The following is a 26330-nucleotide window of genomic DNA, read 5'->3' as shown; positions in this document are numbered from 1 at the left end:
CATGAGAGTTGAAAGTCTTACTACCTAATTAGAAGAGGTGTTCTTTTGTTCAATTTACAGACAATTAAATATGAATGGTTTGGTAATGTTAAAGGGGATATTCTTTCTGGCGTTCTAGTGGCTCTTGCCTTGATACCTGAAGCCATTGCGTTTTCCATCATTGCAGGTGTGGACCCTATGGTCGGATTGTATGCATCATTTTGTATTGCTGTTGTTATTGCTTTTATAGGAGGCAGACCGGGCATGATTTCCGCTGCTACAGGAGCAATGGCGCTCTTAATGGTAACCCTGGTTAAGGATCATGGTTTGCAGTATTTATTTGCAGCGACAGTTTTGACTGGTATTATTCAGATTATCCTGGGAATGGTGAAGATAGGCCATTTGCTTAAGTTTATACCGAGAAGTGTTATGACAGGTTTTGTGAACTCATTGGCCATCTTAATTTTTATGGCTCAGCTGCCTCACTTTTATGGTGAATCCTGGGTAATGTATGCTATGGTTGCAGGTTCCCTTGCTATTATCTACATCCTCCCGAGATTTACAAAGGCTATACCAGCCCCTTTGGTTGCCATCATTGTTATGACGATCATTGCGGTTGTAACGGGAGCTTCTATCCGGACGGTCGGGGATATGGGGGAGCTGACACAAAGTCTGCCTGCATTTATGATTCCTGATATTCCGCTTACCTTTGAAACTCTTAAAATTATTTTTCCCTATTCTATAGCTCTTTCTCTGGTTGGGCTGCTAGAGTCCCTTCTCACAGCTCAAATTGTTGATGATATGACCGATACAGATAGTGATAAAAATAGAGAGGCCAGAGGTCAGGGCACTGCTAATATTATTGCAGGTTTCTTTGGCGGCATGGCAGGTTGTGCCATGATTGGACAGTCGGTTATTAATATAAAATCAGGAGGCAGGGGAAGGTTATCAACACTTATAGCCGGAGTGTTTTTAATGGTTCTTATCATTTCTCTCCAGGATTTGCTGGTCAGAATACCAATGGCTGCACTGGTGGGGGTTATGGTTATGGTGTCAATAGGCACCTTTGACTGGTCGTCTCTATTGAAGCTCCATATTATGCCTAAAACCGATGTTGTGGTAATGATCGTTACGGTGGTTACAGTTGTAATGACCCATGATCTATCAAAAGGAGTAATTGCAGGTGTGGTCCTGAGTGCGGTTTTCTTTGCAGCAAAAATATCACGTGTGGATGTTAGCAGGAGTGAGGAAAGCGGAGAGACTGTCTACCGCGTTAAAGGACAGCTGTTTTTTGCTTCTGTAACAGAATTTATTTCCTATTTCGAAATTAAAGATGATGTTTCTGTTGTTATTGATTTTACCGAATCTCATATTTGGGATGACTCTGCAGTGGGAGCCATTGATAGAATTGTATTAAAGTATAAAGAAATGGGTGCGAAGGTAACTATAAAAGGACTAAATCCAGCCAGCTCCAGCCTGATGGATAAGTTAGCTGTTTTCGATAAAGCAGAGCGTAAAGCTGCGAAAAATTATTAGGGTACTCACGAAAGGACTGACAGAAAAATGTCAGTCCTTTTTGTATGCTCGGATTTATATATTGAAAATATGTGGACTGACGCTGGCTGGCTGCCTTAGAAGCTGCGAGGTAAATAAGTTTGGTGTTTGACAATAGTGTAAAATAACTCGACGTTTGACCACCGTTAATTTAAAGGGGTCCATTTATTCAGCATGGAAATAAGCATAAATCTATTATTCAGAATCATTTACCTGCCAAGTTAAGCATAATTCAATCCATAGAATCATAAGTCTAGTAAGTTAAGCTACAAATATAGAGATAAGCATAGACAATTAAAACATAAGCATTAAATTGAAAAACAAAAGCATTAAATCGAAAAACACAAGCATAAATGGTAAAAATATAATCAAAAAACGCTCTGGCAGAACAAATATCAGCTAAAAACATAAATGTAAAATATCTATGTCCTGATATGATCCTTACCTATAGGGTTAGAAGTGTAATAGTATAATTTTCATTTAAGAAAATTGCCTTCTCCAGCAAAAAGAGGGGTCACTATAACCAGATTTTGCTTACGCATACAATTAGTCTTCTTTTATTCGCTATAGGAATGATATCATTCATTAGAGCAGATATTTTTACTTTCTGTTATAAATCGCTTTCCACCGCAGAGATCCCTTAAAATAGATACGATTTCTACGTTTAATTAGACAAGCACTTCACAATATCTTCTTCTTTAAAGATACCCATATAAAGCGTGTTTCTCCATAATCTAAAAAGTTTCATAAACACAGGGAACCCATTTCTTGCTTTTCTTTTTTTCTGATGCTAAAATTCAATTATTTCATAGTGACAGTCAGAGACTGATACTATGTTTGAAAAATCATATATTTTGTCCTTCGGGGTCGGGTGAAAGTCCCAGCCGGCGGTGATGAAGCTTAGCTTACGAGCCCGCGAGCCTTTTAAGGCAGGATTTGGTGTGATTCCAAAGCCGACAGTATAGTCTGGATGGGAGAAGGACATGTGGAACTGGTCAATTTTTGAATCAGTCTATTGTTTTACGTAAACTAAGCAATAGGCTTATTTCAATGCACCTTTATTATCCATATTCTCCCCAACCCTTTAGGCTTGTTTTAAAGGGTTTTTATTTTTTTAGTGGAGGGAGACAGATGTTTACAGGAATTATTGAAGAAATCGGCACTGTAAAACTATTGCATAAGCAGGCAAATAGCAGTGCGCTTGAAGTATATGCTGAGACTGTCTTAGAAGATGTGCGGCTTGGAGACAGTATTTCTGTTAATGGAGTCTGTTTAACCGTTACCAGTTTTTCGTCTGAGAGTTTTACCGCTGATGTGATGCCTGAAACAGTAAAGGCCACTTCGCTTCACCTGCTGCAGCCTGGATCAAAGGTGAATTTAGAGAGGGCGATTGCAGCAGGCGGCAGGTTCGGGGGGCATTTCGTTACAGGCCATGTTGACGGTGTAGGGCGGATTATTAATAAGGTCCACCAAGCAAATGCAGTGTACTATGACATTTTACTGCAGGATGATACAAGTCTGTATTGCATACCTAAAGGATCGATTGCGATAGATGGCACAAGCTTAACTGTTTTTAAGGTAAATGATGATACCATAACGATTTCCCTTATTCCCCATACCCATGAAAAAACCGTTTTGGGAAGCAAGGGGAAGGGGGACATCGTCAACATAGAAACGGACTTATTTGCAAAGTATATATTGAAAAAAACCGAATCCGTTAAAAAATCATCTTCATTAAGTATAGATTTTTTACAGGAAAATGGATTTTATTGAGGCGGTGCTTAACTTGTTCAGCAGGATAGAAGACGCTATTGAGGATATGAAAGCAGGAAAGATTGTGATCGTAGTTGATGATGAGGACCGTGAGAATGAAGGAGACTTTATCGTAAGAGCTGAAGATGCTTCCCCAGAGGCTATTAATTTCATGGCGATGTATGGCAGAGGACTCATTTGCACGTCTATTACAGCAGATCTTGCAGAAAAACTTGGATTGAATCCTATGGTAGAGACGAATACGGATCAGCATGGAACGGCTTTTACTGTTTCAATTGATCATAAAGATACTACAACGGGAATCAGCGCGTTTGAGAGATCGCACACTGTTTTGAAAATGCTTGACGAGCATGCTAAACCAGAAGATTTTAAGCGTCCGGGACATGTATTTCCTCTCATCGCTAAAAAGGGCGGAGTGCTGGAACGGCCCGGTCATACAGAAGCCGCTGTAGACTTAGCTGAATTAAGCGGAGGAAAGCCTGCGGGAGTCATTTGTGAAATTATGAATGCAGATGGAACAATGGCAAGAGTTCCCGATTTAATTAAAATCGCTGAGGAACATGGATTAAAGATGATAACAATCGCTGATTTGATTTCTTATCGGAAAAAAGCATCAGCGGCAAGCAGTACTTTTTAAATAAAGCTATTTTAAAATTCAATGTTGATTTTTGGCGCTTTGTTGATTGGAACGGAAGGCTCGGGACTCCTGCCCAGAAAAGCGGATCAAGGGAGACCCCACAGGCGTGTATCGCTGAGGAGGCTCCCTGATTGCCTGCGAAAAAGCGAGTGCCCTACGTTGCAATTACCAGACAAATTTAACAATGTTTAAATAATAATAATCGAATTTGCTGGCATATAGGAGGCTATAATAATGGGAAAAGTTTTTGAAGGTAATGTGATTGGTACAGGCTTACGAGTAGGAATTGTAGTTGGCCGTTTTAATGAGTTTATAACAGGAAAATTATTAAGCGGTGCGCTTGATGGCCTGAAGCGTCACGGAGTAGATGAAGATAATATTGATGTAGCCTGGGTTCCAGGTGCATTTGAAATTCCGCAGGTGGCAAAGCGCCTTGCAGTTAAAGGTGGATATGATGCCGTAATTACGCTCGGGACAGTCATTCGTGGTGCAACGCCTCACTTTGATTATGTCTGCAATGAAGTGGCTAAAGGTGTAGCATCCGTTTCTTTAGATACAGGAGTTCCCGTTATTTTTGGTGTTTTAACCACTGAAAATATCGAGCAGGCGATCGAACGTGCCGGCACAAAGGCGGGCAATAAAGGATATGAGGCTGCTGTTACAGCAGTTGAAATGGCGAATCTTTATTCTTCAATCGACTGATTTACTGCCTGGCAGGCATCCTGCCAGGTTATTTTATTTCCTTGAATTTGGACAGGACGCCTGCATTTTTCATTGTCAATTCAGTACACCTTGCTGTAGCATTAAAAAGGTAATAGTGATAAGTTACTTTTAAGCCAGAAGGCAGCCAGGTATATTATTACTATAAAAAACTGCTCGGCAGCCAAAATGATCGAATCTCCGAGCTCTAAAATTAACAACTTAGGTGGTTTATATGGATTTTGACATACAATATCTGTCCTTTTATGTAATTCAGGTAGAGGGTAAAGGAGAAAACGCGGATAAGCGCTATAAGCTGTTTCAAACATTGAACGAAGAAGAATATGAGAACAGCCCTTTAAAGGATTTTTTAGATGGAGAGTTTACTAAAATTGTAAAACGAAAAGCGGAGAGACATCCGAAGTCGGAAGAGGTTCCAACCAAAATAGGGTTTTTTATAGTGGAGGAAGGCCATGATTTATCTTCTAACCCCAACTACAATCAGTTCTCGCGTGTCCGTTTTGCAGAGACAAAGGAAGAGTTTCAGAATCAAAGCGAAAAATTTGCTGTATCCTACGTGGATACGAGTGCTGTGCGCGGAGGGGTCTTCCTGGTAGCTAGGGCAAAGCTTCGTAAATACTTTGATGAGCCGTTTGTTTTCATTTTGAAATGCGACTTTGAACCAAAGGTAGCCTCTATATCAGATGAATCTACGCTCATCCGCCACGTAGAAATGGCCATTACAACAAAAAATATGAAATCCATTCAATATCCATACATGCCAGAAGAAGGGATGATTGAAGAGCGGGAATTAAAGATCAATCAATCTTCGCACGCCCGGTACTTTGAGGATTTTTTAAAGTTTGTAGAATATGGAGAGTCTATGCCTGAAATCGTAAAGTCACAGGTGCTAAATATCGTTCAGGAGCACATGGATGAGGCCTATGCTCCTGAAAGCGAAGAGCGCCAGCAGATGGAGCAGGCGATGGAACTTTGGGCGGGAAGTGAAAAAAGAGAGCTTCAGGAGAAGTTTTCTACAGAACAGATTGTGGAAGCGGCTGCTCAAATCATCGATCATACACCCGAAATTCCACTGAAAATGAAGCTTGACCATGTATCAGTCCAAGGGCTTCTTTCTGATTATGGAGAAAACCTCCATCTGGCAAAAGTTAATAATAAATACGTATTATTAATAGAAGCGGATTCTGTTGTGTTTGAAAAGGGATTCTCCCCGGTGGAACTGGTAAAGCCCGATGATATTCAGGTTATACTTAATAAGATTAGCAATAAACAATAGCCGCATCTTAAATCGTGTTATTCTAGAATAGACAACTTTTTTTAATTGAAGTGAAAACCAAAACATTTCTTATCTTACATTTCTTAGTAAAAAGGAAGTAGAACACATGTTTAATAGCTCAAGGCATTTAGCCCGTTTGTCCCTTATCATTATGGGTGCTGGATTTTTAGCGACTATTCCTTTTCAAGATTCTTTGATCGGCAGATTGCTGCAGGGAGGATTTGAGGCTGGAATTGTAGGGGGATTGGCCGACTGGTTTGCAGTTACGGCCTTATTCAGGCATCCGCTGGGACTGCCTATCCCGCATACGGCACTGCTGCCCAAGAACAGAGATCGTATGGTTACTGCACTGGTCAATATCCTAGAGACTAACTGGCTGACAAAAGAGAGTATAAAGGAGAAGATTAAACAAATCTCGATTACTAATAAGGTTCTTTCCGTGACCCAGGAAAAGCTGGGTACAGAAGCTGCCAAAAAGGGAATCGAATCTATTCTCATCTATGGGATTAAGCAGGTAAACGTTGAGAAGGTGACCCCATTTATAGAACGGAAGCTGAAGGAATATTTAGCATCCGTTCAATTAGCATCCCTTCTAAAGAACATTTCAGATCACACGATCGCCCGTAAATATGATGAAAAGTTGCTGGATCGGTTACTGGCTATGATTGAAACATGGTTAAAGAAAGAAAATCGCAGCTATCAGCTTGGGAGCGTGGCCTTGCAAGCATTAGATTCCATGGAATTTGATGGGTTTCTGCAATTTGCGATTAAATCATTCCGAGGCGTCATGAGTGAAGAAAAGCTCGGCAATATTATCCATAGCCTGCTCGCAGGCGGAGTGGATAGTTTAAAAAGAGAAGATAATCCAAACCGTCAGGCGCTCCTGTTATATATCCGTAAAGAATTGCAGGGAATTCCAGAAAACGAGAAGTTGATTGCTGAAATGGAAGACTTTAAATTAAAGCTGACTGCTGAATGGGAGCCGGCTGGCCTGATCAATGAAAATCTTCATAAGCTGAAGCAGCTTTCACTTGAAAAAATTCAGGATAGAAAGCTTATGGATACCTATTTAATGCCATATCTAGAACAGATGCTGTCCAGCCTGCAGAATAATCAAAAACAGGTGGATAAAATAGAAGATGTGGTCCAGAATCAGATTGCAAGAATTGTGGAAGACAATCATGCGAAAATCGGAAAGCTTGTTAAAGAAAATTTAGACAAGCTGGATAACGAAACACTAATCGAAATGATGGAAAACAATATAGGAAAAGATCTTCAATGGATAAGAGTGAATGGTGCCGTATGCGGATTTATCATTGGGATAGGTATTACGGTCTTTAAGCTCTTCCTCTAGTTCATACGAAGAACGGACTTCATCAGCCCGTTCTTTTTTCATGTCTGCCAGGTTCAGAGAGCAACAGCAAAAAAGGGCATGGTGGCCGACCTGAGTGATGGCAGCCAAAGAGGGAGAGTTATAGGGAGATATCATTTTTGGACCTCGATTTTTTCGGCCTCAGCTGTTTTTGCCAGTGGAATCATTTTAGACTTCTTTTCTATCAGCGTCCTATTTCACCTGGCGTCCTTATTCTATGCGGGCAGCGGTCTGTTCATTTTAAAGGTAAAGGAAGTCTAGCTCTATAGTGAGCGGAAGCATGTGAATCTAACATGCTTTCGCTTTTTTTTATCACTTAGACGGCCGTTAACCCTGTTCCTTTTTATCAGGCCATTTTTTGTCTAATGCCTGGATAAATGTCTTTACGTTCTTTTTATCCTGCATAATAGGGGAGTAAATGCAGGAAAGCGTTCGAGTAAAGGACTGTTTTTTTAAAGAGATGATAGAAAGGTTATGATGCTCTACGTCTCGCTGGATGACACTGCGGGACAGAAGTGACAGGCCCATTCCATGGATCACAGCTTCTTTTATTCCTTGGTTGCTGCTTATGGTGAGCATGGATTTAACTTTTAGGCCGTTTGAGCGAATGACATGGTTAAGATATTCTCGGGTCCCTGAGCCGACTTCCCTGGTAATCCATGCTTGGTTCTGAAGATCAGCAATTTCGACTTCCCCCCGGCCTGCGAGAGCATGGCTGTTAGAAGAAACGATAAAAAGCTCATCCTGCATAAAAGCCTGTACGGAAAGCTCCTTATCATTCGTCTGTCCTTCTATTAAACCTATATCTACTTCATATGAACGAACAGATTGTACAATTTCTTCTGTATTTCCAATAATCACTTGAAGGTCAAGCTCTGGATAATCCTGCTGCAGGTCATAAAGTAAAGCGGGCAATATATATTCTCCAATTGTAAAACTTGCACCTATCTTTAGTTCTCCTTTAACAGAATTAATATGTTCTAAAATATCCTGCCGGGTCTGTTCGTAAATCGTAATCATTTGTTTAGCGCGGTCATATAAAATCTCCCCGGATGGGGTAATCTTTAGGAATTTAGGAGAGCGTTGAAATAATTTAGTTTGAAATTCTTTTTCCAGGTTTTTAATATGGAGACTGACACTGGGTTGTGACATGAGGAGGATTTCGGCTGTTTTGGTAAAATTTTTCACCTCAGCTAGAGTAACAAATGTTTTTAACTCATCATAATACAAATGGATCCCTCCCTATTATTAGTAATCTTAATAGCTATTATTATTTTTATTTATTTTACTAATGCTGAGTCTTTCGGTAAAGTGATAATTATAAACTTTTTTTATTTTATAAATGATTTAAACCCGACTTAATTTATAGGGAAAATAGAAATATCTTCTTTGAATCTCAATCTATGAAACAATTACAAAAAAGTCTTATGTCGTACATATGATTAAATTCCTTTGTGAGGTGGATATCGTTGCAACTTCAGGTAATGAACAGTCCGTTTAATCAGGAGCAGGCAGAACTCCTTAACCGCCTTCTGCCGACTTTAACAGAATCACAGAAAGTTTGGCTGAGCGGTTATCTGGCTGCTTCTCAGACAGCGAATGCTTTAGGAACAGCAGTCGAACAGGCAGCGGAGGTTCCAGCTGCAACCAGTGGACAGCTGACACCGAGAGAAGTGACCATTTTATATGGATCACAGACAGGGAATGCCCAGGGACTTGCGGCGAAAGCTGGCAAGACACTTGAAGGACGAGGTTTTAAGGTAACAGTATCGTCCATGAACGATTTTAAGCCCAATAATTTAAAGAAAGTCCAAAACCTCCTTATCCTGGTAAGTACACATGGAGAAGGCGACCCGCCTGACAATGCGCTGTCATTCCATGAGTTCCTTCATGGCAGAAGAGCACCTAAGCTTGATGATCTTCGTTTCTCTGTGTTATCTCTTGGAGACAGCTCGTATGAGTTTTTCTGCCAAACCGGAAAGGAATTTGATGCACGCCTGGAAGAACTCGGAGGTACACGCTTGTTTACAAGAGTTGACTGTGACCTAGACTATGATGAGCAGGCAGCAGAATGGATAGAAGGGGTCATTAGCGGCTTAAGTGAAGGACAGGAAACCAATAATGCAGCTCCTGAGTCTGCAGCGGCGCCTGCAGCAGTGGAATCAGCGTATTCCAGAACCAATCCGTTTAAAGCAGAAGTACTTGAAAACTTAAATTTAAACGGCCGCGGCTCAAATAAAGAAACGCGCCACCTTGAATTATCGCTTGAAGGGTCTGGTTTAAGCTTTGAACCGGGTGACAGCCTTGGCATTTATCCGGATAATGATCCGGCCCTTGTAGACCAGCTGCTGTCTGAAATGAAATGGGATGCAGCAGAGAACGTGAAAGTTAATAAACAGGGAGACGTTCGTCCATTAAGAGAAGCGCTGCTATCTCACTTTGAAATCACAACCTTAACTAAACCTCTTTTGGAACAGGCAGCACAGCTTTCAGCGAATGAACAGCTGAGTGAGCTTACAGCACCTGGGAATGGAGAAGCTTTAAAAGTCTATCTTAACGGCCGTGATTTGCTTGACCTGCTGCGGGATTTTGGTCCGTGGAATGCTTCTGCACAGGAGTTTATCTCTATTTTGCGCAAAATGCCGTCCCGACTGTATTCCATCGCGAGCAGTTTATCCGCCAATCCGGATGAAGTTCATTTGACCATCGGAGCGGTACGTTACGATTCGTTTTGGCGGGAAAGAAAGGGTGTTTGTTCCATCCAATGTGCAGAGCGGCTGCAGCCGGGCGACACGATCCCGGTTTACATTCAGAAAAACCAGAATTTCAAGCTGCCTGAAAATCCGCAAACTCCGATTATTATGGTAGGACCGGGAACAGGCATTGCTCCATTCCGTGCCTTTATGCAGGAACGGGAAGAAACGGGCGCGTCAGGAAAGTCTTGGCTGTTCTTCGGCGACCAGCATTTTGTAACGGATTTCCTTTATCAGACTGAGTGGCAGAAGTGGCTGAAAGAGGGCGTGCTGACGAAGATGGATGTTGCGTTTTCTCGCGATACGGATGAAAAAGTATATGTTCAGCACCGTATGCTGGAACAAAGCAAGGAATTGTTCGCATGGCTGCAGGATGGTGCGGTCCTGTATATTTGCGGCGATGAGAAAAATATGGCCCATGACGTCCATAACACTTTGCTGGAAATTATTGAAAAAGAAGGAAGCATGAGCCGTGAACAGGCGGCGGAATATTTAGCCGGCATGCAGCAAAATAAACGCTTTCAGCGTGATGTATATTGATTTAAGATTGAAAGGAGTTTTACAACATGGTGAATCAAATATTAAGAGCACCTGACGGCCCGCCGAGTGATGTTGAAGAAATTAAAGAACGAAGCAAATATTTGCGCGGCACTCTGAAGGAGGTCATGCTGGACCGAATCAGTGCCGGCATTCCTGATGATGACAACCGCCTTATGAAGCATCATGGCAGCTATTTGCAGGATGACCGGGATCTTCGCAATGAACGCCAAAAGCAAAAGCTTGAGCCTGCTTATCAGTTCATGCTGCGCGTCCGGATGCCAGGCGGTGTGGCACAGCCCCATCAATGGCTGGTCATGGACGAGCTCGCTCAAAAATATGGCAATGGCACCTTAAAGCTGACCACACGCGAGACGTTTCAGATGCATGGTATTTTAAAATGGAATATGAAAAAAACAATCCAGGAAATTCATGCATCCCTTTTGGATACCATAGCAGCGTGCGGTGATGTAAATCGAAATGTAATGTGTACATCCAATCCTTATCAATCTGAAATTCATTCTGAGGTTTATGAATGGTCCAAACGCTTAAGTGATTATTTATTGCCACGTACAAGAGCTTATCATGAGATTTGGCTGGACGAAGAAAAGGTAGCCGGAACTCCTGAAGTGGAAGAAATAGAACCAATGTACGGACCGCTTTATTTGCCGCGTAAATTCAAGATTGGAATCGCTGTACCGCCTTCCAACGATGTGGATGTTTTCTCCCAGGATCTTGGCTTGATTGCAATTATCGAAGACAATAAGCTGATCGGATTCAATGTGGCAATCGGCGGTGGAATGGGTATGTCCCATGGTGACAAGGCGACCTATCCGCAGGTAGCGAAAGTAATCGGCTTCTGTACTCCGGACCAGGTTCTTGAGGTAGCCGAAAAAATTATTACGATTCAGCGTGACTATGGAAATCGTTCTGTGCGTAAATACGCCCGTTTCAAGTATACGGTTGACCGCCTAGGGCTGCAAACAGTTGTAAATGAACTTGAGAACCGCCTGGGCTGGAGCCTGGGTGAAGCTAAGCCTTATGTGTTCGACCATAATGGTGACCGCTACGGCTGGGTGCAGGGCATTCAGGGGAAATGGCATTTTACATTGTTTGTAGAAGGCGGGCGCGTAGCCGATTTTGAAGATTATAAGCTGATGACGGGCTTGCGTGAAATTGCTAAAATCCATAAAGGGGATTTCCGTTTGACGGCTAATCAAAACCTGATTATTGGCAATGTAACAAGCATGAAAAAGAGAAAAATCAACGAATTACTAGAACTATACGGCCTTACGGACGGCAGGCATTTTTCAGCACTCCGCCGCAGTTCAATGGCCTGTGTCGCACTGCCGACATGCGGCCTTGCGATGGCCGAAGCAGAACGATATTTACCGGTTTTAATTGATAAAATCGAAACTATTGTGGATGAAAATGGACTGCGTAACGAAGAAATTACCATCCGCATGACCGGATGCCCGAACGGCTGTGCGCGCCATGCGTTAGGTGAAATCGGTTTTATCGGAAAAGCAGTTGGAAAGTACAATATGTATTTGGGTGCAGCTTTTGACGGGAGCCGCCTAAGTAAAATCTACCGCGAAAACATTGGTGAGGAAGAAATTCTTAACGAGCTTCGTGTGCTTCTTCCGCGTTATGCGAAGGAACGTCTGGAAGGTGAACACTTTGGTGACTATGTCATCCGTGCCGGCATTATTAAAGCAACGACAGATGGTATGAACTTTCATGATTAATGAAGAGTATTCTGAGACAGGAATTATGTTCCTGTCTTTTCTCTTTCTAAGCTAGAGTCGGCATATAAAAACTAATAATTTTTAAAAAAGGAATGTGAGGTTTACCTTTCCTAATGCAGGGTAAATAAATAAGGCAAAGCCGATACAAAAAGAGAAGGGACTGATAGCCGATGAATCGTTTAGCAGCGACTTCAAATCGAGTATTAGGCAATGTAAGGCAGTTACGATATACTGAGCGTACCAAAGGCACGCTGGTCAATAATCGATATACTTAAGATCGATTCGGCCCCAAGTGTATAGTAAGTATGCCATTCCTTTATTAAAGGAATGAAAAAGGGTGCAGATTGATATCTGCGCTCTTTTTCATTTCATAATTCAATCTGAAATGGTTAATAATAGTAATTATGTTGTTCTTTCTACACAGAACATATATAATTATCATATAATTTAGAAAATACATAAGGAGGTGAAGAGATGAATCGTTTTATTGGGCTGCGCGCGCAATTTTTAAATTTTATTTATATTTGCCGGGCAATTTTTCATGAAGCAATTTTCCAAGGGGGTAGTCTGCCCTTTTTTCGAAATTGCATATCCCAATAAAATGTAAAGATATCTCTTCTCCGCTTAATATATGGAATGGAAAGAGGCTTTTTTGGCCTCTTTTTATTTGTAAAAGCCCATGGAAGGAATATATCTTTCTATGGGCTTTTTTCTGTCTAAAATCCAATTTAAAATAGATGAAATGAGGATATAGAAATGATTGTTTGCAGTATACAGCAGGCTGGAAAGATGTATGGCGGCAACAGAGTTTTTGAAGAATTGTCGTTTGAAATTCATGAAGGGGACCGGGCAGCCCTTGTTGGCAGAAACGGAAGCGGTAAAACTACGGTTATGAAATTACTAGCTGGAAAAGAAGCTCCAGATGAAGGAGTTATTTCCTTAAAGAAAGGGTTAAAGGTTGGTTATCTTGCTCAGATTCCTACATTTGAGAAGAATTTTCGTGTAGAAGACGTTCTCCGTTCGGCATTTTCAGAAACTATGGAGATAGGAGTAAGAATGCAGGCGCTGGAAACCCGGATGGCCCTAGAAGGAGATCGGATTGAAAGTATTTTAGAGGAATATGGAACTCTACAGGAGCGGTTCAGTCTGCTTGGCGGGTATGAAGTGGAGGCGAAAATATCTAGAATCGCAAATGGATTACAGTTAAATCCATTAATGGGAGCGGCATTCGAGATGTTGAGCGGCGGAGAACAGACCAAGGTATGCCTTGGACTCCTGCTGTTGACATCACCAGATTTGCTTCTGCTTGATGAACCAACAAACCATCTTGATATAGCTGCAGTTGAATGGCTGGAGCAATTTCTGAAGGAGTATGAGGGTACTGTTGTACTCATCTCTCATGACCGCTTCTTTTTGGATGAAGCAGCTACAAAAATTATAGACATAGAGGATGGAGTGGCAACAATATACCATTCAAACTACTCAGGATTTGTTACTGAAAAAGAAGCGCGGCTGCTTGAGGAATTTCAGGCTTATCAGGAACAGCAAAAAAAAATAAAAAAGATGAAGGAAGCTATAAAAAGGCTAAGAGAATGGGCGAATCGGGCAAATCCCCCGAATGAAGGCCTGCATAAACGTGCGCGGAACATGGAGAGGGCCCTGGAAAGAATGGAAAAATTAAAGCGGCCGATCCTGGAACGCAAAAAGATGGGACTTCAGCTGGAGTCAGGTGAAAGAAGCGGCAAAGATGTTATCCTTATTAAAAATGCCAGCAAAAGTTTCGGGCAGAAAGTGTTATTTCAGGAGATTAACTTTCATTTGCGATTCCAGGAGCGAATTGCCATTGTAGGAAAAAACGGTTCAGGCAAATCGACTCTGCTCAAAATTATTCAGCAGGAAGTAGAAGTAGACCAAGGACAAATCCAGATAGGAAGCAGCGTGAAGATCGGTTATCTATCACAGCACTTATATATTCAGAACTCCAGTCAAACAGTAATTGAAGCCTTTCGGGAAGAAATCAGCATAACTGAGGGGGAAGCCCGCCATATCCTTGCCCGCTTCTTATTTTATGGTCCTGCAGTATTTCGGAAGGTTGGCCAGCTCAGCGGAGGAGAAAGGATGAGGCTGAAGCTTGCACAGCTTATGCATCAGGATATAAACTTATTAATTCTAGACGAACCAACAAACCATTTGGACATCGATTCCCGTGAGGTATTAGAAGAAGCTTTAGAAGAATTTAATGGAACCATTCTAGCCGTTTCACATGACCGCTATTTATTAAATAATCTATTCCCAAAAACATGCTGGCTTGATGATGGGTATCTGTATACTTTTACCGGTAATTATAATTGGGCTAAAGTAAAACTTGATGAACAAAAAAAGAAACTGATCCAGAAACAAGAACAAAAGCCGAAAGAAATAAAGGTAGTCAAAAGTGAAAAGAGAACAAAACAGAATGAGTTGAGTAATAAGCCGGAATATAGTGCTGAGAAGGTAGAAGAAAGGATTAACCTTCTCGATAAAAAATTGTCTGAAATAAACGCGAAGATGCAGGGCGAAACCGATTTGCAGCTCCTTAATGAGCTGTATGAGGAACAAACGAAGCTAGAGCAAGAACAAACTTTATTATATGAAAAACTTGAAGAATTCCTCGAGAACACTGATTGAATCTTTACTAAGTGTGGATGCTGAAAATGTTTTAAAATTGTAATTAAAAAAGACTTGATTTTACGTCTGAATTTTCATATAATTTAATCTTTTTAATTTTACAGAACATTCCCTTTACTACCTTATAGGCAGATGGTAAGATTTAAAGCGGGGAAATTTTCAAAAGATTGGGAATTACCTGCTTAAAAATTATACAAGGAAGCACAATTTGATGCTTCCAAATGTATACGAGGGGGATTAACATGAAAAAATTCTGGTTACTAGGTTCTGCTTTAGCACTTGCTATCGGTTTAACAGCATGCTCAGGCAAATCCGAAGAAAAAGCTTCTGAGAAAAAGACAGAAGAAGCATCAACTGAAAAGGTAGATGTATCAGGTACTTTACTTGATTTCTATTTAGGACTTAAAGCAAAAGTTAACGCAAAAGACAGCGATTTAAACGCATACGAAGGAGCAGAGGAAACACCTGCTGCTGATGTTAGACAAAAAGCTAGTGAGTCTGCTGCTGCAGTAGCTGCTGAATTAAAAAACATTAAAGCACCTGCAGAACTTAAAGATCAAAAGGCTGACCTTGAGGGAGCTCTTAAGGACTTCACTGCTTCCTACGAGGCTAAAGCAGAGGAGCTTAAGAAAGACGCACCATCTCTTGATGCTGCAAATGAAACATTCACTCAAGGTGAAGAAAAACTAAAAAAAGCATTCGAAAGTGCTAAGCTAGTTGCACCAACTTTCAGTGCCGAGCTTCAATAGTCTCATCTTCAAAACCGCTGTATGCGATACAGCGGTTTTTTTGATGCTGTTTTTCGAAGTAGATGTGGAAAGGGATTTGGTGTCAGGAAGGAGAATTCGCTTTTGGTATAACTCCTTCGTCGGATTGTACACAGCTGCTTTTTAGCTAAAACGGAGATTTTACTTAGCATGAGTATGTTATTTTTCAAAGTTGATTTTGAGATAAAGGGGTTTTTAGTATTAACTATAGGGTGAACTCATTGTTGGGCAGGGAAATTGGTCTGTGTAGAAGCGAGTCACCAATTAAGAGGGATTTTTGAAGTTTTAAAGGGAATTTAAAAATATAGAGGGTTTTTGAAAATATAAGTGGGATTTTCGAGATATAAGAGGTTTTTTAAAAATTCAAGGGATGTTACTAATTTTAGTGAGAAATCTATTCTGAATTCGGTATCTTAATTAGCCAAACAGCCCGATGAAATAAAAGGTACTTTCACAGGGCTGTTTGGTTATGCTAGGCTGAGCTAAGCTAAGCTAAGCTAAGCTAAGGCATAATTGCGACTATGCTTCTGTCCGGCAATCAGCAAGGCTTCTTTATCGGGTCTGGGAAAGGCACTTCGCCTATCTGTTTGTGACACCTTCGGTCATAAGCCAATCGCCATCAAAAGGCAAAAGCGGCCTTTCGCTGCCGCTTTTCTTATGCCTGGCTAACGCATAAGTGCGGCTAGGCTTCTGTCTTCGCTACGCTCGTCAATCAGCAAGCCTGCTTTATCAGGTGTCTGCTTTTCATAAGTCTGTGACAAAATACGAAAGGCTAAGCGATAAGCTTAGCCTTTACAATATAAATTCTTAGGAAAAGCATCGTTCTCCGTTTTTCGGGTTTGTCTAGCTTCAAGCTGAGACCCTCGAGACATAAGCCAATCAGTCCATGAGAAGAAAAGCACTTCTCACGGCCTGCTCGTCTTATGCTTGTCGGGTCTCTGCCTTCCTAATGAAAATTTGCACCCCCAAAAAAATTGTCAATCATGGAGGGTTTAATGAATGTTCTTGGGAAGGCACCGCTTTCCGCTTTTCGGGTTTGTCCAGCTGCGAACTGACACCTTCGGTCATAAATCAATCGCCATCAAAAGGCAAAAGCGGCCTTTCGCTGCCGCTTTTCTTATGCCTGGCTAACACATAAGTGCGGCTAGGCTTCTGTCTTCGCTACGCTCGTCAATCAGCAAGCCTGCTTTATCAGGTGTCTGCTTTTCATTAGTCTGTGACAAAATACGAAAGGCTAAGCGATAAGCTGAGGCTTTACAATATAAATTGTTAGGAAAAGCATCGTTCTCCGTTTTTCGGGTTTGTCTAGCTGCGAACTGACACCTTGTCTGTGACAAAATACGAAAGGCTAAACGAAAATCTTAGCCTCTCAATACGAATTATTTAGAAAAGCACCGTTCTCCGCTTTTCTTATGCCTGGCTAACGCATAAGTGCGGCTAGGCTTCTGTCTTCGCTACGCTCGTCAATCAGCAAGCCTACTTTATCAGGTGTCTGCTTTTCATTAGTCTGTGACAAGATACGAAAGGCTAAGCATTAAGCTTAGCCTATTCAATACGAATTATTTAGAAAAGCACCGTTCTCCGCTTTTCGGTTTTGTCTAGCTTCAAGCTGAGACCCTCGAGACATAAGCCAATCAGTCCATGAGAAGAAAAGCACTTCTCACGGCCTGCTCGTCTTATGCTTGTCGGGTCTCTGCCTTCCTAATGAAAATTTGCACCCCCAAAAAAATTGTCAATCATGGAGGGTTTAATGAATGTTCTTGGGAAGGCACCGCTTTCCGCTTTTCTGTTTACCTCGCTGCTTTTTGTAGTTTGTGTATGACCTCTAGGGAGCGGCCTGTTCCGATGGCTACGGATTCTAGAGGGTTTGGTGCGATATGGACAGGAACTACGATTTCATTGCTTAACCATTCTTGTATTCCGTTTAGTAGTGCACCGCCGCCAGTTAGGATGACACCTTGGTCTACGATGTCTCCGCTTAGTTCGGGCGGGCAGTCTTCCAGGGTTGCACGGATGGCTTCAAGAATATGTAATAGTGATTCCTTGATTGCATCTTGTATTTCAAAAGATCGTAGAGTAATAGTTTTTGGGAGACCTGTTACGAGATCGCGCCCGCGGACTTCCATGGAAAGTTCTTCGTGTTTTACTAGTGCGTAGGCGATTTCTACTTTGATTTGTTCAGCTGTGCGTTCGCCTATTAGCAGGTTATATTTTTTTCTGACAAATTGTACGATGTCTTCATCCAGCTGGTCTCCGCCAATTCGGATGGAATTACAGGATACTACTCCTCCAAATGAGATGATTGCTACTTCTGTAGTGCCTCCGCCAATATCAACGACTACGTTTGCAATGGGCTCATCTACAGGAAGATCTGCCCCGATTGCTGCTGCAACAGGTTCCTCAATAAGATGTACATGCTTAGCTCCACAGCTCTTAACCGCGTCATGAATGGCCCGTCTTTCTACGGAGGTAGAACCAGATGGAGTACAAACTACTACATTAGGCTTTCTAATAGAGAATCCTAATTTTTTTCCAGCTTTTTTCATGATTTGCTTAAGCATTTGTGTGGTTACATCAAAGTCAGCAATGACCCCATCTTTTAGAGGACGGACCGCTACTATATTTCCCGGAGTTTTACCAATCATACTTTTGGCTTCTAGTCCAACCGCCAATACAGTCTTTGTTTCTGTATCTATCGCAACAACGGATGGCTCGTTTAGAACAATCCCTTTATTTTTACTGTATACTAGCGTATTTGCTGTTCCTAAATCAATTCCAATTTCAGTGTTCGAAAACATATTTAGTCACCCTTTCATAGAGTTTAACCCCATAAAAGCATTCTACATAAAATTTAAATTTTTTGTCGGATTAAACTTATGGTAATTAATGGTTCATACACGAAAGGCAGAGAATCACTAGTTCTACAGGTACAGGTAATTGCAGGAAACAGGGAAGTTAGTAATAAAAAATGGCCGATTTTCTATCTTTATCACGTTGGGACATATAAAAAAACAGTTAAAAAGGCTTACCGCATGGATAAGCCCTTTTATATCCATTATGAATGTTAACTCACGGCTTTTACAACATTTTGCGACTCGAACCGCTTATACATAATATGAAAAATACATGCACTTATAAACGAAAGTATAGCAAGAGTGCCAAAGGTCCATGTAAACCCAAGAATATCGGTCATGGGAATAGACAGAGGTGCTATCATTCTGCCAATTGTGTAACGAAGGCTGGCGGCTGCGAAATATTGGCCTCTCATATGTTCTGGTGCCAATTTTGAAATAAATCCGTTTTGGATTCCTGCTGTCATTAACTCGGCAAAAGTAAATAGAGCCATGGCCATGATTAATCCCCAAATCCAGCTGGTCTGCCCCATGGCAAAAATAGCGATCCCGTAAACAATGGAAGAAGTGATAAATACATTTCTTTCTTTGAAGATCGACATCCATCTTGATATGACTATTGTAAATAGTGCAACCAGCAAGCCATTTTCGGAGATTAAAAGTCCGAAAGCCTGTTCACCTTTTATATCAAATGACCAATTATTTAAAGATAAAAGGGTTTGTGTGTCAACTGCTTCTTTTGTATAAACAGGAATAAGTAAATCCAGCTGCATAAAGGTCTGGGCTACAAGAACACCAGCAACAATGAATAGGAGGAATGTTTTATCCCGCAAAATAATAGCATATTCATTAAGTTGATTTTTTAAGAAATGAACCCAATTAGAGCTTTTTCCGGCCAAAGTTGAATGTTCTTTTTGGGGTGCTGTTTCATCAATCCATTTAGCCAGGACTAAACCCAGCGCTATACATAATAGCCCAGATATTAATAATAGTTCAAAACGATAATTCGCATAAAAAATACCCCCTACTATAGGGCCGATTACCACTGCTATATTAATAGAGGTGTAAAATACGGCGAAAACATCATTACGGTCCTTTTCTTCTACAACATCTGCAACCATAGCCTGGCTGGCAGGCCAATAAAAGGAACCAAAAATGCTGACAATAGTAAAACAGATAAAGCCGATGATAGGCGACTCAAACCAGGGTGAATTTGCAAAAGCGAATAGAACAAAGAAAACACCTTGTCCTATTGCTGAAATAACCATCATTCGTTTTCTGCCAAATCTATCTGCGCAATATCCACCCATTAAATTAGCAATCACAGAAAAAACTTGAGAAAAAATCAGCAGAAAACCAGCCATATTCTTACCGAAAGAATCTGTAAAATAAATGGCCAAAAAGGGGAAAAACATCCAAAAGGTGATGTTAACTAAAGCTTCCGCACCCAATCGGATTTTTAAGTTTTTGTTCCAATCACGAAGCCGCATTATATTGAATCTCCATTTCTCTTATTTTCATTTCCATCTTACCTTGATTCTACAACTCGTGACAATACAAATCGGCGGATCTGGCGGTTGATAAGAACCATAATCAGACATATTTCCCGGACAATATTCGCAGGTTTTTAAGAGAAATTGCAGATAATCTTATAAGTATCTTAGAAATCTAATTGATTAGAAATAAAATTTATATTGATAGATTCGAATAATTGTAAGATTATAATAGTATGATTAATAAAAAAATTAATGTGATTAATATTGAAGGGGGATCATTATGTTAAAAGAGTCCCATTGGAATAATGAAACAGATATTTTGAAGATAATCACGAGATTAGTTGAAACCCCGAGCATTTCCGGCACAGAACAGGAAATAACAATGGCTGATAAAATAATTGAGATAATAAAAGAAATCCCTTACTTTCAGGTACATGAAGATCAAATTTATAATGAACCGCTGACAAATGACTCTTTAAACCGTAAAACAGTAGCAGCTTTTTTCAAAGGGAAAGGGAACTCCAATAAGACGGTAATTCTGCTGAGCCATTTTGATGTGGTTGGAGTGGAGGATTATGGTTATTTAAAGCCATATGCATTCAATCCAGTGGAGTATACGGCTAAGCTGCATTCTGAGCGGTTAGAAGATGATGTTAGACAAGATCTTGAATCAGGTGAGTGGCTTTTTGGGAGAGGCATTATGGATATGAAAGCTGGCCTTGCCCTCCAAATTGCATTATTATCGGAAATTTGTCTTGATGAAGGGTTTGAGGGGAATATTCTGCTGCTTGCTACTCCTGATGAAGAAAGAAATTCCGAGGGGATGTTTGAAGGAATCAGGCTGCTCGCTAGGCTTAAGGAAGAGCGTGGGCTGGAATACGAAGTTTGTATTTGCAGTGAGCCAAGCTTTGCCGGATACCCGGGAGACCGAACAAAATATATTTATTTAGGTTCTGTCGGCAAACTTCTTCCACTTATATTCTGTAATGGGAAAGAAACTCATGTAGGTGAGCCGCTCGAAGGTGTTAATGCTTCATGGATGGCTGCATCCTTTACAAATAAAATGGAGCTGTCCACTCATTTTAAAGACGAGGCAGGAGGGGAAAGGAACCCTCGGCCAACCTGCCTGAAGCTTTCGGACCTAAAGGATGTTTATAATGTACAAACACCTACAGATGCTTATGTTCTTTATAATATACTTACCCTTCAGCAGAGCCCTCAGGATGTAATAGAAAAATTATTGATATTAGCCCGCGAGTGTTCGGATGAAATTTATACCAAAATGTCACAAGCTTATTACGAGGACCATTTAGATTCGGGAATGGATAAACTATCATTCTTAAAGCCTAGAGTATATACCTATTCTGACCTTTATAAAATGGGACAGAACAGGCACGGAGAAGAATTCGAAGCTAGTATGGCAAAACTGATTAATAAAGAGACTTCAGCAGATTTAGATTATCGTCAGCTCTCTGTAGAAATAGCCAGAGGAATTAGCAGTTATTTTCCTGATCTGGCTCCGTATTATTTAATTATGTTTGCACCTCCATATTATCCACATGTGCACTTGGACAGGAGCAATTCGAATGAAGAAAAACTCTTTGAAATGGCAGAGGAAATCAAGGAATACGCGAGATATAACTTTGGTGAAGAAATTAAGCTGAAGACGTTTTTTGAAGGGCTATCAGATGTAAGTTACTGCAGGCTGCTTGATGCAGATGAAATCATTCCTTCACTTGAAAAGGAGATGCCGCTCTATGGAAAAGGCTATAATCTTCCTCTTCATACGATAAAAGACTTAAATATCCCAACAATTAATATAGGACCTTATGGAAAAGATGCACATAAACGCACGGAGAGGCTTGAACTTCCCTTTTCCTTGAAAGCAGCCCCTGCCTTGCTGAAATATGCGGTATTATCAGTCCTTAAAGGAGGAGTTCTGCATGGAAAGTAGGCTTGAACAGCCAGCAGAGCTCCCTAAGGAGCTGATTGGAAATAAGATACGTCATTATAGAAAAACAAAAGGGTACACCACTGATAAACTTGGAGAGCTTATTGGAGTCAGCCAGAGTTTGATCTCCCAAATTGAACGCGGCTTGGCTGCGCCTTCTCTAGATACATTATGGAAGCTGAGCTACTTCCTAGAGGTTGATGTATTTACATTTTTTGAAGATCAAGAGCCTGAAAGTGTGAAAATTATCCGGCAAGGTGAGCATCGTAAGCTCCAAATGTCCAGACCAGAAGTATGGTATGAAATGCTTACACCTAATACAGGCAAAAAATATAAATTTTTTAAAATGATTCTTCAAGCAGCACAAACAAAAGAACAGCCTTTAATGTTTCATAATGGAGAGGAAAGCGGATATATGCTGCAAGGGAGCATGGAGGTAACGATTGGTGATCAAGTGTATGAAATACATGAAGGTGACTCTATCACATTTGATAGTACCAGTCCCCATAGTTTCAAGAATACAGGCTCTATACCGGCTGTCGGGATCTGGATGATGTCGCTAGAATAGTTAAATAAGATAATCTTATTTCTATAAGGAAAATAACTAGTGAATATAACGTTGACAGGCAGAGTGTATTACATAGCGTCATATGATGAAGTCAAAGTAGATTCCAGCAGCTTAGAAGATGTGCTAGGGCTCACACAAAAATAAGGATAAGACCAGCACGTCGCCCTGCACAACGTTAATGTTCTAGAAGGCTAAGAGAAAGAGAAGTTTAACCCATAAGCAGGCACTCATAAGAAATGCCTGCTTTGTTCTTTAAGTTACTCTTCATTTTCACCCGTTTTTATCCGGTTTTTGAAGGCTTCATGTGTAACAATATCCTCTACTTCTTCAAATTGACGTGAAGAATTTTTTTCTTCAACAAAGGTATGATCTGGAAAGTTGCCTGGATGACCTCTGCGCTTGTGATCAAATGATTTTCCGCGTGACATTCAAATGCCTCCTTTTTCATGGTCTATCACAAGTTTGCTCAAACATTCCAGAATTATCAAAGAGATTGTAGTTTTTACCCGGACAAAATTTAACAAGAAAAATCATTAAAAAGGGTTTTTTACATTGGAAAATGGGGTATAAAAAAACAGACAGCGGCAGCCGTCTGTTCGGTTTTATAATCTTTTGGCTCCCAAAAATTTTGGCTTCCAGTAAACGTTATTCATTGAATCGATTTTTACTCCGCTGGACGCAGCATGGATAAATTGATTTGAACCTACATAAATACCCACATGAGATGCGCCTCTTTTATATGTACTAAAAAAAACAAGATCACCTTTTTTTAAGCTGGATTTCTTAACAGCGCTGCCTTTGCTGAATATTTCAGCCGCTGTACGCGGTAAGACTTTCCCAGTACTCTTTTTATATGTATACCCTACAAAACCTGAACAATCAAAACCTCTTGGTGTGGTACCGCCATATCTATATTTAGTTCCTATGTATTTTTTACCTTCAGTTACTACCTTATCAGGTGAATATGATGCTTCGGCCTTAATACCTGGAGTTAAATATCCTGCTAACATCATAAAAAGAAGCAAGGATGCTATAAAAACTTTCTTCACTATAGAACCTCCGACCCGTTTTCGTGTAAGATTTTGGTTGTTTCTATGATAATCTTACTATAACAAAAAGATTTCAGAAAATTCATTACAAGTCTATTAAGAAATATTACAATAATATTACAAAAACTGTCATAGTTTCTATTTTTATAACAAATTACGGTCTTAACCTTTTCTTTTCCTGCAGGATAGGGTCAGAATAACAGGTAAAAAGTAAAATTATAAACCAGCAGTTACTATAATCACCCTTTTTTCAGAAGATCGGTTAATGACTAAACCCAGAATGTTTAAAAACCCCGTTTAAGCAGGTGCACGTAAGATATTGCTGGGTCTTAATAAGGTACTACATCAAAAGTCAAAAAACGATAACAACTAACCCCATTTAATTTTCATGCCAAAAGTGTAGGATACTAATAAATAAATTAAATTAAACTGCTCATAGTGATCATACAAAACGATTTCTTGGAGGAGTGAATCATGGATTTTGCACACCTGGTTGCTGAAGATAAGATCAAGAGATCAATTGATGAAGGGGAATTTCAAAGGCTGCCCGGATATGGCCGCCCTTTAGAGATTGAGGATGAATCTTCTATTCCTGAAAGTCTTCGCATGGCTTACAAGCTGATGAAAAATGCCGGCATGCTGGACCAGCAGGAAGAGGCTTTGCGAAAAGAATTGATGAACTTAGAAGATTTAGCTGCCTATTGTTATGATCCTGAAGAGAGAGAATCATTAAAGAAGCAGCTGAACGAAAAACTCTATCAATTTGGGAAAGTAATAGAAAAGCGGAAATCGAACCATTCTCATGCATTCAAACAGTATAATCAAAAAGTTTATGATAAACTATCTCGAAAATAAGATCTGTCCCTGCAGGGGCGGATTTTTTTATTTTAAAGGCCCATGAACGAAACATAAGCAAAAAAATAACTAAAAGTGCTCACTATTTACCTGTTGTATCCGATATAAATAAAAGAATCAAATACGACTTTTATTAAAGACAGGTGGGTTTTATGGATAAAACATCGGTAATAGGTATTGTACTCGCTCTGATTGCGGTAGGAGTTGGTATGGTCTTGAAGGGTGTAAGCCCGGTAGCCCTGGCTAATCCGGCGGCTTTGTTAATCATTTTGCTTGGAACTATAGCTGCAGTAGTGATTGCTTTTCCTATAAATGAAATAAAAAGGGTGCCAAAGCTCTTTAAAATATTATTTACCGAAAAAAAGCTAATCAGTGCGGAAGAGGTTATTAAAACTTTCTCGGAATGGGCCGTTATTGCAAGAAAGGAAGGCCTGCTCGCTCTCGAAGCCATTTCCGAGGATGTAGAGGAGCCCTTCTTAAAAAATGGTTTAAACTTAGCGGTAGAAGGTCAAAGCGCGGATTATATCAGAGACCTGCTATCTGAAGAAATTGATGCAATGGAAGAAAGGCACCAAGGTGGAGCTGCCATTTTTACACAGGCTGGTACATATGCTCCAACTCTTGGGGTATTGGGTGCTGTTGTAGGCCTGATTGCAGCTCTCGGCAATATGAATGATACGGAAGCACTCGGACATGCCATTGCAGCTGCTTTTGTTGCTACACTTATGGGAATATTCACAGGGTATATGCTGTGGCATCCATTTGCTAATAAGTTAAAGAGAAAATCTAAGGAAGAAGTACAGATTAAACAAATGATGATTGAAGGAATTCTTTCTATTATTGAAGGAGAAGCACCGAGGACAATCGAGCAGAAGCTGACTTCATATCTGCCGGCAGGAGACAGGAAAAAGTGGCTTGAAGGCGAAGTGAACAAGGATGTCTAAGCGGAGGAAAAAACATAAGAATCATGAGGAGCATGTCGACGAAAGCTGGCTTCTTCCATATGCAGACCTTCTGACCCTGCTGGTTGCTTTATTTATTGTATTATTTGCCATGAGCTCAGTAGATGCAGCCAAGTTTAAGCTTGTATCCCAGGCATTTGATGACGTTTTTTCAGGCGGAACTGGCGTATTGGATTATCCAAGTCCTGTTCCAGAGAACTCTAGTAAGAATCTTAATAGTGAAAATAATGCTGTCAGCGGAAATGATCAAGAGGATAAAGGGTTAGGCGATGAGGATCAGCAAGAGCTCGCCGAAATCCAGGAAAGGGTAAATACCTACATTGATAAAAATAAGTTAACGGGGAGACTTGGGACCAAGCTTACAGATGAAGGCCTGCTTGTTACCATCAGTGATAAAATCTTATTCGAATCCGGTCTGGCTGAAATCAGGGGAGTCGATAGAGAATTGGCCGGAGAAATATCAGACCTGCTGGTAATGAATCCGCCGAGGGGGATTGTGATCAGCGGTCATACCGATAATATGCCGATCAGTACGTCGGAATTTGACTCCAACTGGGACCTTAGTGTTATGCGCGCCGTTAATTTTATGAAAATACTATTAGAAAATCCAAAATTAAAGCCCCAATGGTTTAGTGCCAAAGGATATGGGGAGTTTAAGCCTGTTTCCTCTAATTCAACTGCAGCAGGACGAGCAGCTAACCGAAGAGTGGAAATCCTGATTATGCCTCGTGAACAGAAAGAATCAGGAGCTAGATAGCCATAAGTAAATAAACACATTTAACTCTGTCTGAGGGACAGGGTTTTTATTTTTATA

20 protein-coding genes, 1 pseudogene and 1 riboswitch are annotated in these 26330 nt (G+C 40.6%); of the genes and pseudogenes, 16 read left to right on the top strand and 5 right to left on the bottom strand.

Annotated elements, in window-relative coordinates:
- The first annotated feature begins 45 nt into the window (after window positions 1–45).
- From JOC77_RS15030 to JOC77_RS15005, 6 genes and pseudogenes are all read left to right on the top strand, one after another.
- Window positions 46–1515: a SulP family inorganic anion transporter gene (locus JOC77_RS15030; protein ID WP_204544580.1), complete on the top strand. Its 1470-nt coding sequence runs from the start codon at window positions 46–48 to the stop codon at window positions 1513–1515.
- 871 nt (window positions 1516–2386) lie between these two features.
- A riboswitch (FMN riboswitch) is annotated at window positions 2387–2519 on the top strand.
- 145 nt (window positions 2520–2664) lie between these two features.
- Complete coding sequence (gene ribE, locus JOC77_RS15025; protein ID WP_204544579.1) at window positions 2665–3306, top strand: riboflavin synthase; 642 nt, start codon at window positions 2665–2667, stop codon at window positions 3304–3306.
- Between the two features lie 13 nt (window positions 3307–3319).
- A pseudogene (gene ribB, locus JOC77_RS15020) lies at window positions 3320–3916 on the top strand (3,4-dihydroxy-2-butanone-4-phosphate synthase); the annotation flags it as partial.
- A gap of 261 nt (window positions 3917–4177) precedes the next feature.
- The gene (gene ribH / locus JOC77_RS15015; protein ID WP_204544577.1) at window positions 4178–4645 is read left to right on the top strand and encodes a 6,7-dimethyl-8-ribityllumazine synthase; all 468 of its coding nucleotides are present in this window, start codon (window positions 4178–4180) and stop codon (window positions 4643–4645) included.
- 232 nt (window positions 4646–4877) lie between these two features.
- Window positions 4878–5939 (top strand): DUF3900 domain-containing protein, encoded by a 1062-nt coding sequence (locus JOC77_RS15010; protein WP_204544576.1) that lies wholly within the window; start codon window positions 4878–4880, stop codon window positions 5937–5939.
- Between the two features lie 106 nt (window positions 5940–6045).
- Window positions 6046–7293 (top strand): DUF445 domain-containing protein, encoded by a 1248-nt coding sequence (locus JOC77_RS15005; RefSeq protein WP_204544575.1) that lies wholly within the window; start codon window positions 6046–6048, stop codon window positions 7291–7293.
- 345 nt (window positions 7294–7638) lie between these two features.
- Here JOC77_RS15005 and JOC77_RS15000 read toward each other — a convergent pair whose 3' ends face one another.
- A complete protein-coding gene (locus tag JOC77_RS15000; protein ID WP_204544573.1) occupies window positions 7639–8541 on the bottom strand; it encodes a LysR family transcriptional regulator in 903 nt (300 codons plus the stop codon).
- Between the two features lie 239 nt (window positions 8542–8780).
- Between JOC77_RS15000 and JOC77_RS14995 the strand changes: the two genes are divergently transcribed.
- The 5 genes from JOC77_RS14995 to JOC77_RS14980 all read left to right on the top strand — a co-directional run bounded on the left by JOC77_RS14995 (window position 8781) and on the right by JOC77_RS14980 (window position 15765).
- On the top strand, window positions 8781–10604 hold the full coding sequence (locus tag JOC77_RS14995; RefSeq protein ID WP_204544571.1) for an assimilatory sulfite reductase (NADPH) flavoprotein subunit: 1824 nt from the start codon (window positions 8781–8783) through the stop codon (window positions 10602–10604).
- Between the two features lie 26 nt (window positions 10605–10630).
- Window positions 10631–12349, top strand: a complete 1719-nt coding sequence (cysI, locus tag JOC77_RS14990; RefSeq protein WP_204544567.1) for an assimilatory sulfite reductase (NADPH) hemoprotein subunit — start codon at window positions 10631–10633, stop codon at window positions 12347–12349.
- Between the two features lie 474 nt (window positions 12350–12823).
- Window positions 12824–12949, top strand: a complete 126-nt coding sequence (locus tag JOC77_RS21740; RefSeq protein ID WP_338047231.1) for an RAxF-45 family protein — start codon at window positions 12824–12826, stop codon at window positions 12947–12949.
- 156 nt (window positions 12950–13105) lie between these two features.
- On the top strand, window positions 13106–15016 hold the full coding sequence (abc-f, locus tag JOC77_RS14985) for a ribosomal protection-like ABC-F family protein (RefSeq protein WP_204544561.1): 1911 nt from the start codon (window positions 13106–13108) through the stop codon (window positions 15014–15016).
- A gap of 242 nt (window positions 15017–15258) precedes the next feature.
- Window positions 15259–15765, top strand: coding sequence for a hypothetical protein (locus JOC77_RS14980; protein WP_204544559.1), 507 nt, complete (start codon window positions 15259–15261; stop codon window positions 15763–15765).
- A 1808-nt stretch (window positions 15766–17573) separates the two neighbouring features.
- On the opposite strand, the gene mreBH is transcribed toward JOC77_RS14980, so the two are convergent.
- Window positions 17574–18581: a rod-share determining protein MreBH gene (gene mreBH, locus JOC77_RS14975; protein WP_204544557.1), complete on the bottom strand. Its 1008-nt coding sequence runs from the start codon at window positions 18579–18581 to the stop codon at window positions 17574–17576.
- 266 nt (window positions 18582–18847) lie between these two features.
- The gene (locus JOC77_RS14970; RefSeq protein ID WP_204544555.1) at window positions 18848–20125 is read right to left on the bottom strand and encodes an MDR family MFS transporter; all 1278 of its coding nucleotides are present in this window, start codon (window positions 20123–20125) and stop codon (window positions 18848–18850) included.
- Between the two features lie 286 nt (window positions 20126–20411).
- On the opposite strand from JOC77_RS14970, the gene JOC77_RS14965 reads away from it, so the two are divergent.
- Together JOC77_RS14965 and JOC77_RS14960 are read left to right on the top strand one after the other, a co-directional pair.
- Complete coding sequence (locus JOC77_RS14965) at window positions 20412–22085, top strand: M20/M25/M40 family metallo-hydrolase (RefSeq protein WP_204544553.1); 1674 nt, start codon at window positions 20412–20414, stop codon at window positions 22083–22085.
- Window positions 22075–22650, top strand: a complete 576-nt coding sequence (locus tag JOC77_RS14960) for a helix-turn-helix domain-containing protein (protein WP_204544552.1) — start codon at window positions 22075–22077, stop codon at window positions 22648–22650. The genes JOC77_RS14965 and JOC77_RS14960 overlap by 11 nt, the downstream gene beginning before the upstream one ends.
- A 257-nt stretch (window positions 22651–22907) precedes the next feature.
- Here JOC77_RS14960 and JOC77_RS14955 read toward each other — a convergent pair whose 3' ends face one another.
- Window positions 22908–23078: a hypothetical protein gene (locus tag JOC77_RS14955; RefSeq protein WP_204544550.1), complete on the bottom strand. Its 171-nt coding sequence runs from the start codon at window positions 23076–23078 to the stop codon at window positions 22908–22910.
- Window positions 23079–23252: 174 nt separating this feature from the next.
- Window positions 23253–23699: an NlpC/P60 family protein gene (locus JOC77_RS14950; RefSeq protein WP_204544548.1), complete on the bottom strand. Its 447-nt coding sequence runs from the start codon at window positions 23697–23699 to the stop codon at window positions 23253–23255.
- 474 nt (window positions 23700–24173) lie between these two features.
- Here JOC77_RS14950 and JOC77_RS14945 point away from each other — a divergent pair, with 474 nt between their 5' ends.
- The 3 genes from JOC77_RS14945 (at window position 24174) to motB (ending at window position 26273) form a co-directional block, all read left to right on the top strand.
- Window positions 24174–24554 (top strand): DnaJ family domain-containing protein, encoded by a 381-nt coding sequence (locus JOC77_RS14945; RefSeq protein ID WP_204544546.1) that lies wholly within the window; start codon window positions 24174–24176, stop codon window positions 24552–24554.
- Window positions 24555–24706: 152 nt separating this feature from the next.
- Window positions 24707–25498 carry a flagellar motor stator protein MotA gene (gene motA / locus JOC77_RS14940; protein ID WP_204544544.1) on the top strand — a complete coding sequence of 264 codons (792 nt, stop codon included), beginning with the start codon at window positions 24707–24709 and terminating at the stop codon, window positions 25496–25498.
- Window positions 25491–26273 (top strand): flagellar motor protein MotB, encoded by a 783-nt coding sequence (gene motB / locus JOC77_RS14935; RefSeq protein ID WP_204544542.1) that lies wholly within the window; start codon window positions 25491–25493, stop codon window positions 26271–26273. The genes motA and motB overlap by 8 nt, the downstream gene beginning before the upstream one ends.
- Window positions 26274–26330: the final 57 nt, after the last annotated feature.

Origin of the sequence: Peribacillus deserti (genome assembly GCF_016909175.1) — a bacterium.
GTDB lineage: Bacteria > Bacillota > Bacilli > Bacillales > DSM-1321 > Paraperibacillus > Paraperibacillus deserti.
Note: the sequence above shows the minus strand (reverse complement) of the source record. Positions and strands in the feature narration are given on the sequence as shown.

Bases quoted from the DNA above. Each gene is read 5' to 3' on its own strand.
- motB (WP_204544542.1), top strand. From the start codon at position 25,491: ATGTCTAAGCGGAGGAAAAAACATAAGAATCATGAGGAGCATGTCGAC.
- JOC77_RS14960 (WP_204544552.1), top strand. From the start codon at position 22,075: ATGGAAAGTAGGCTTGAACAGCCAGCAGAGCTCCCTAAGGAGCTGATT.
- JOC77_RS14945 (WP_204544546.1), top strand. From the start codon at position 24,174: ATGGATTTTGCACACCTGGTTGCTGAAGATAAGATCAAGAGATCAATT.
- JOC77_RS14955 (WP_204544550.1), bottom strand. From the start codon at position 23,078: ATGTCACGCGGAAAATCATTTGATCACAAGCGCAGAGGTCATCCAGGC.
- JOC77_RS21740 (WP_338047231.1), top strand. From the start codon at position 12,824: ATGAATCGTTTTATTGGGCTGCGCGCGCAATTTTTAAATTTTATTTAT.
- ribE (WP_204544579.1), top strand. From the start codon at position 2,665: ATGTTTACAGGAATTATTGAAGAAATCGGCACTGTAAAACTATTGCAT.
- JOC77_RS14965 (WP_204544553.1), top strand. From the start codon at position 20,412: ATGTTAAAAGAGTCCCATTGGAATAATGAAACAGATATTTTGAAGATA.
- mreBH (WP_204544557.1), bottom strand. From the start codon at position 18,581: ATGTTTTCGAACACTGAAATTGGAATTGATTTAGGAACAGCAAATACG.
- JOC77_RS14980 (WP_204544559.1), top strand. From the start codon at position 15,259: ATGAAAAAATTCTGGTTACTAGGTTCTGCTTTAGCACTTGCTATCGGT.
- motA (WP_204544544.1), top strand. From the start codon at position 24,707: ATGGATAAAACATCGGTAATAGGTATTGTACTCGCTCTGATTGCGGTA.
- JOC77_RS15010 (WP_204544576.1), top strand. From the start codon at position 4,878: ATGGATTTTGACATACAATATCTGTCCTTTTATGTAATTCAGGTAGAG.
- cysI (WP_204544567.1), top strand. From the start codon at position 10,631: ATGGTGAATCAAATATTAAGAGCACCTGACGGCCCGCCGAGTGATGTT.
- abc-f (WP_204544561.1), top strand. From the start codon at position 13,106: ATGATTGTTTGCAGTATACAGCAGGCTGGAAAGATGTATGGCGGCAAC.
- JOC77_RS14970 (WP_204544555.1), bottom strand. From the start codon at position 20,125: ATGCGGCTTCGTGATTGGAACAAAAACTTAAAAATCCGATTGGGTGCG.
- JOC77_RS15005 (WP_204544575.1), top strand. From the start codon at position 6,046: ATGTTTAATAGCTCAAGGCATTTAGCCCGTTTGTCCCTTATCATTATG.
- ribH (WP_204544577.1), top strand. From the start codon at position 4,178: ATGGGAAAAGTTTTTGAAGGTAATGTGATTGGTACAGGCTTACGAGTA.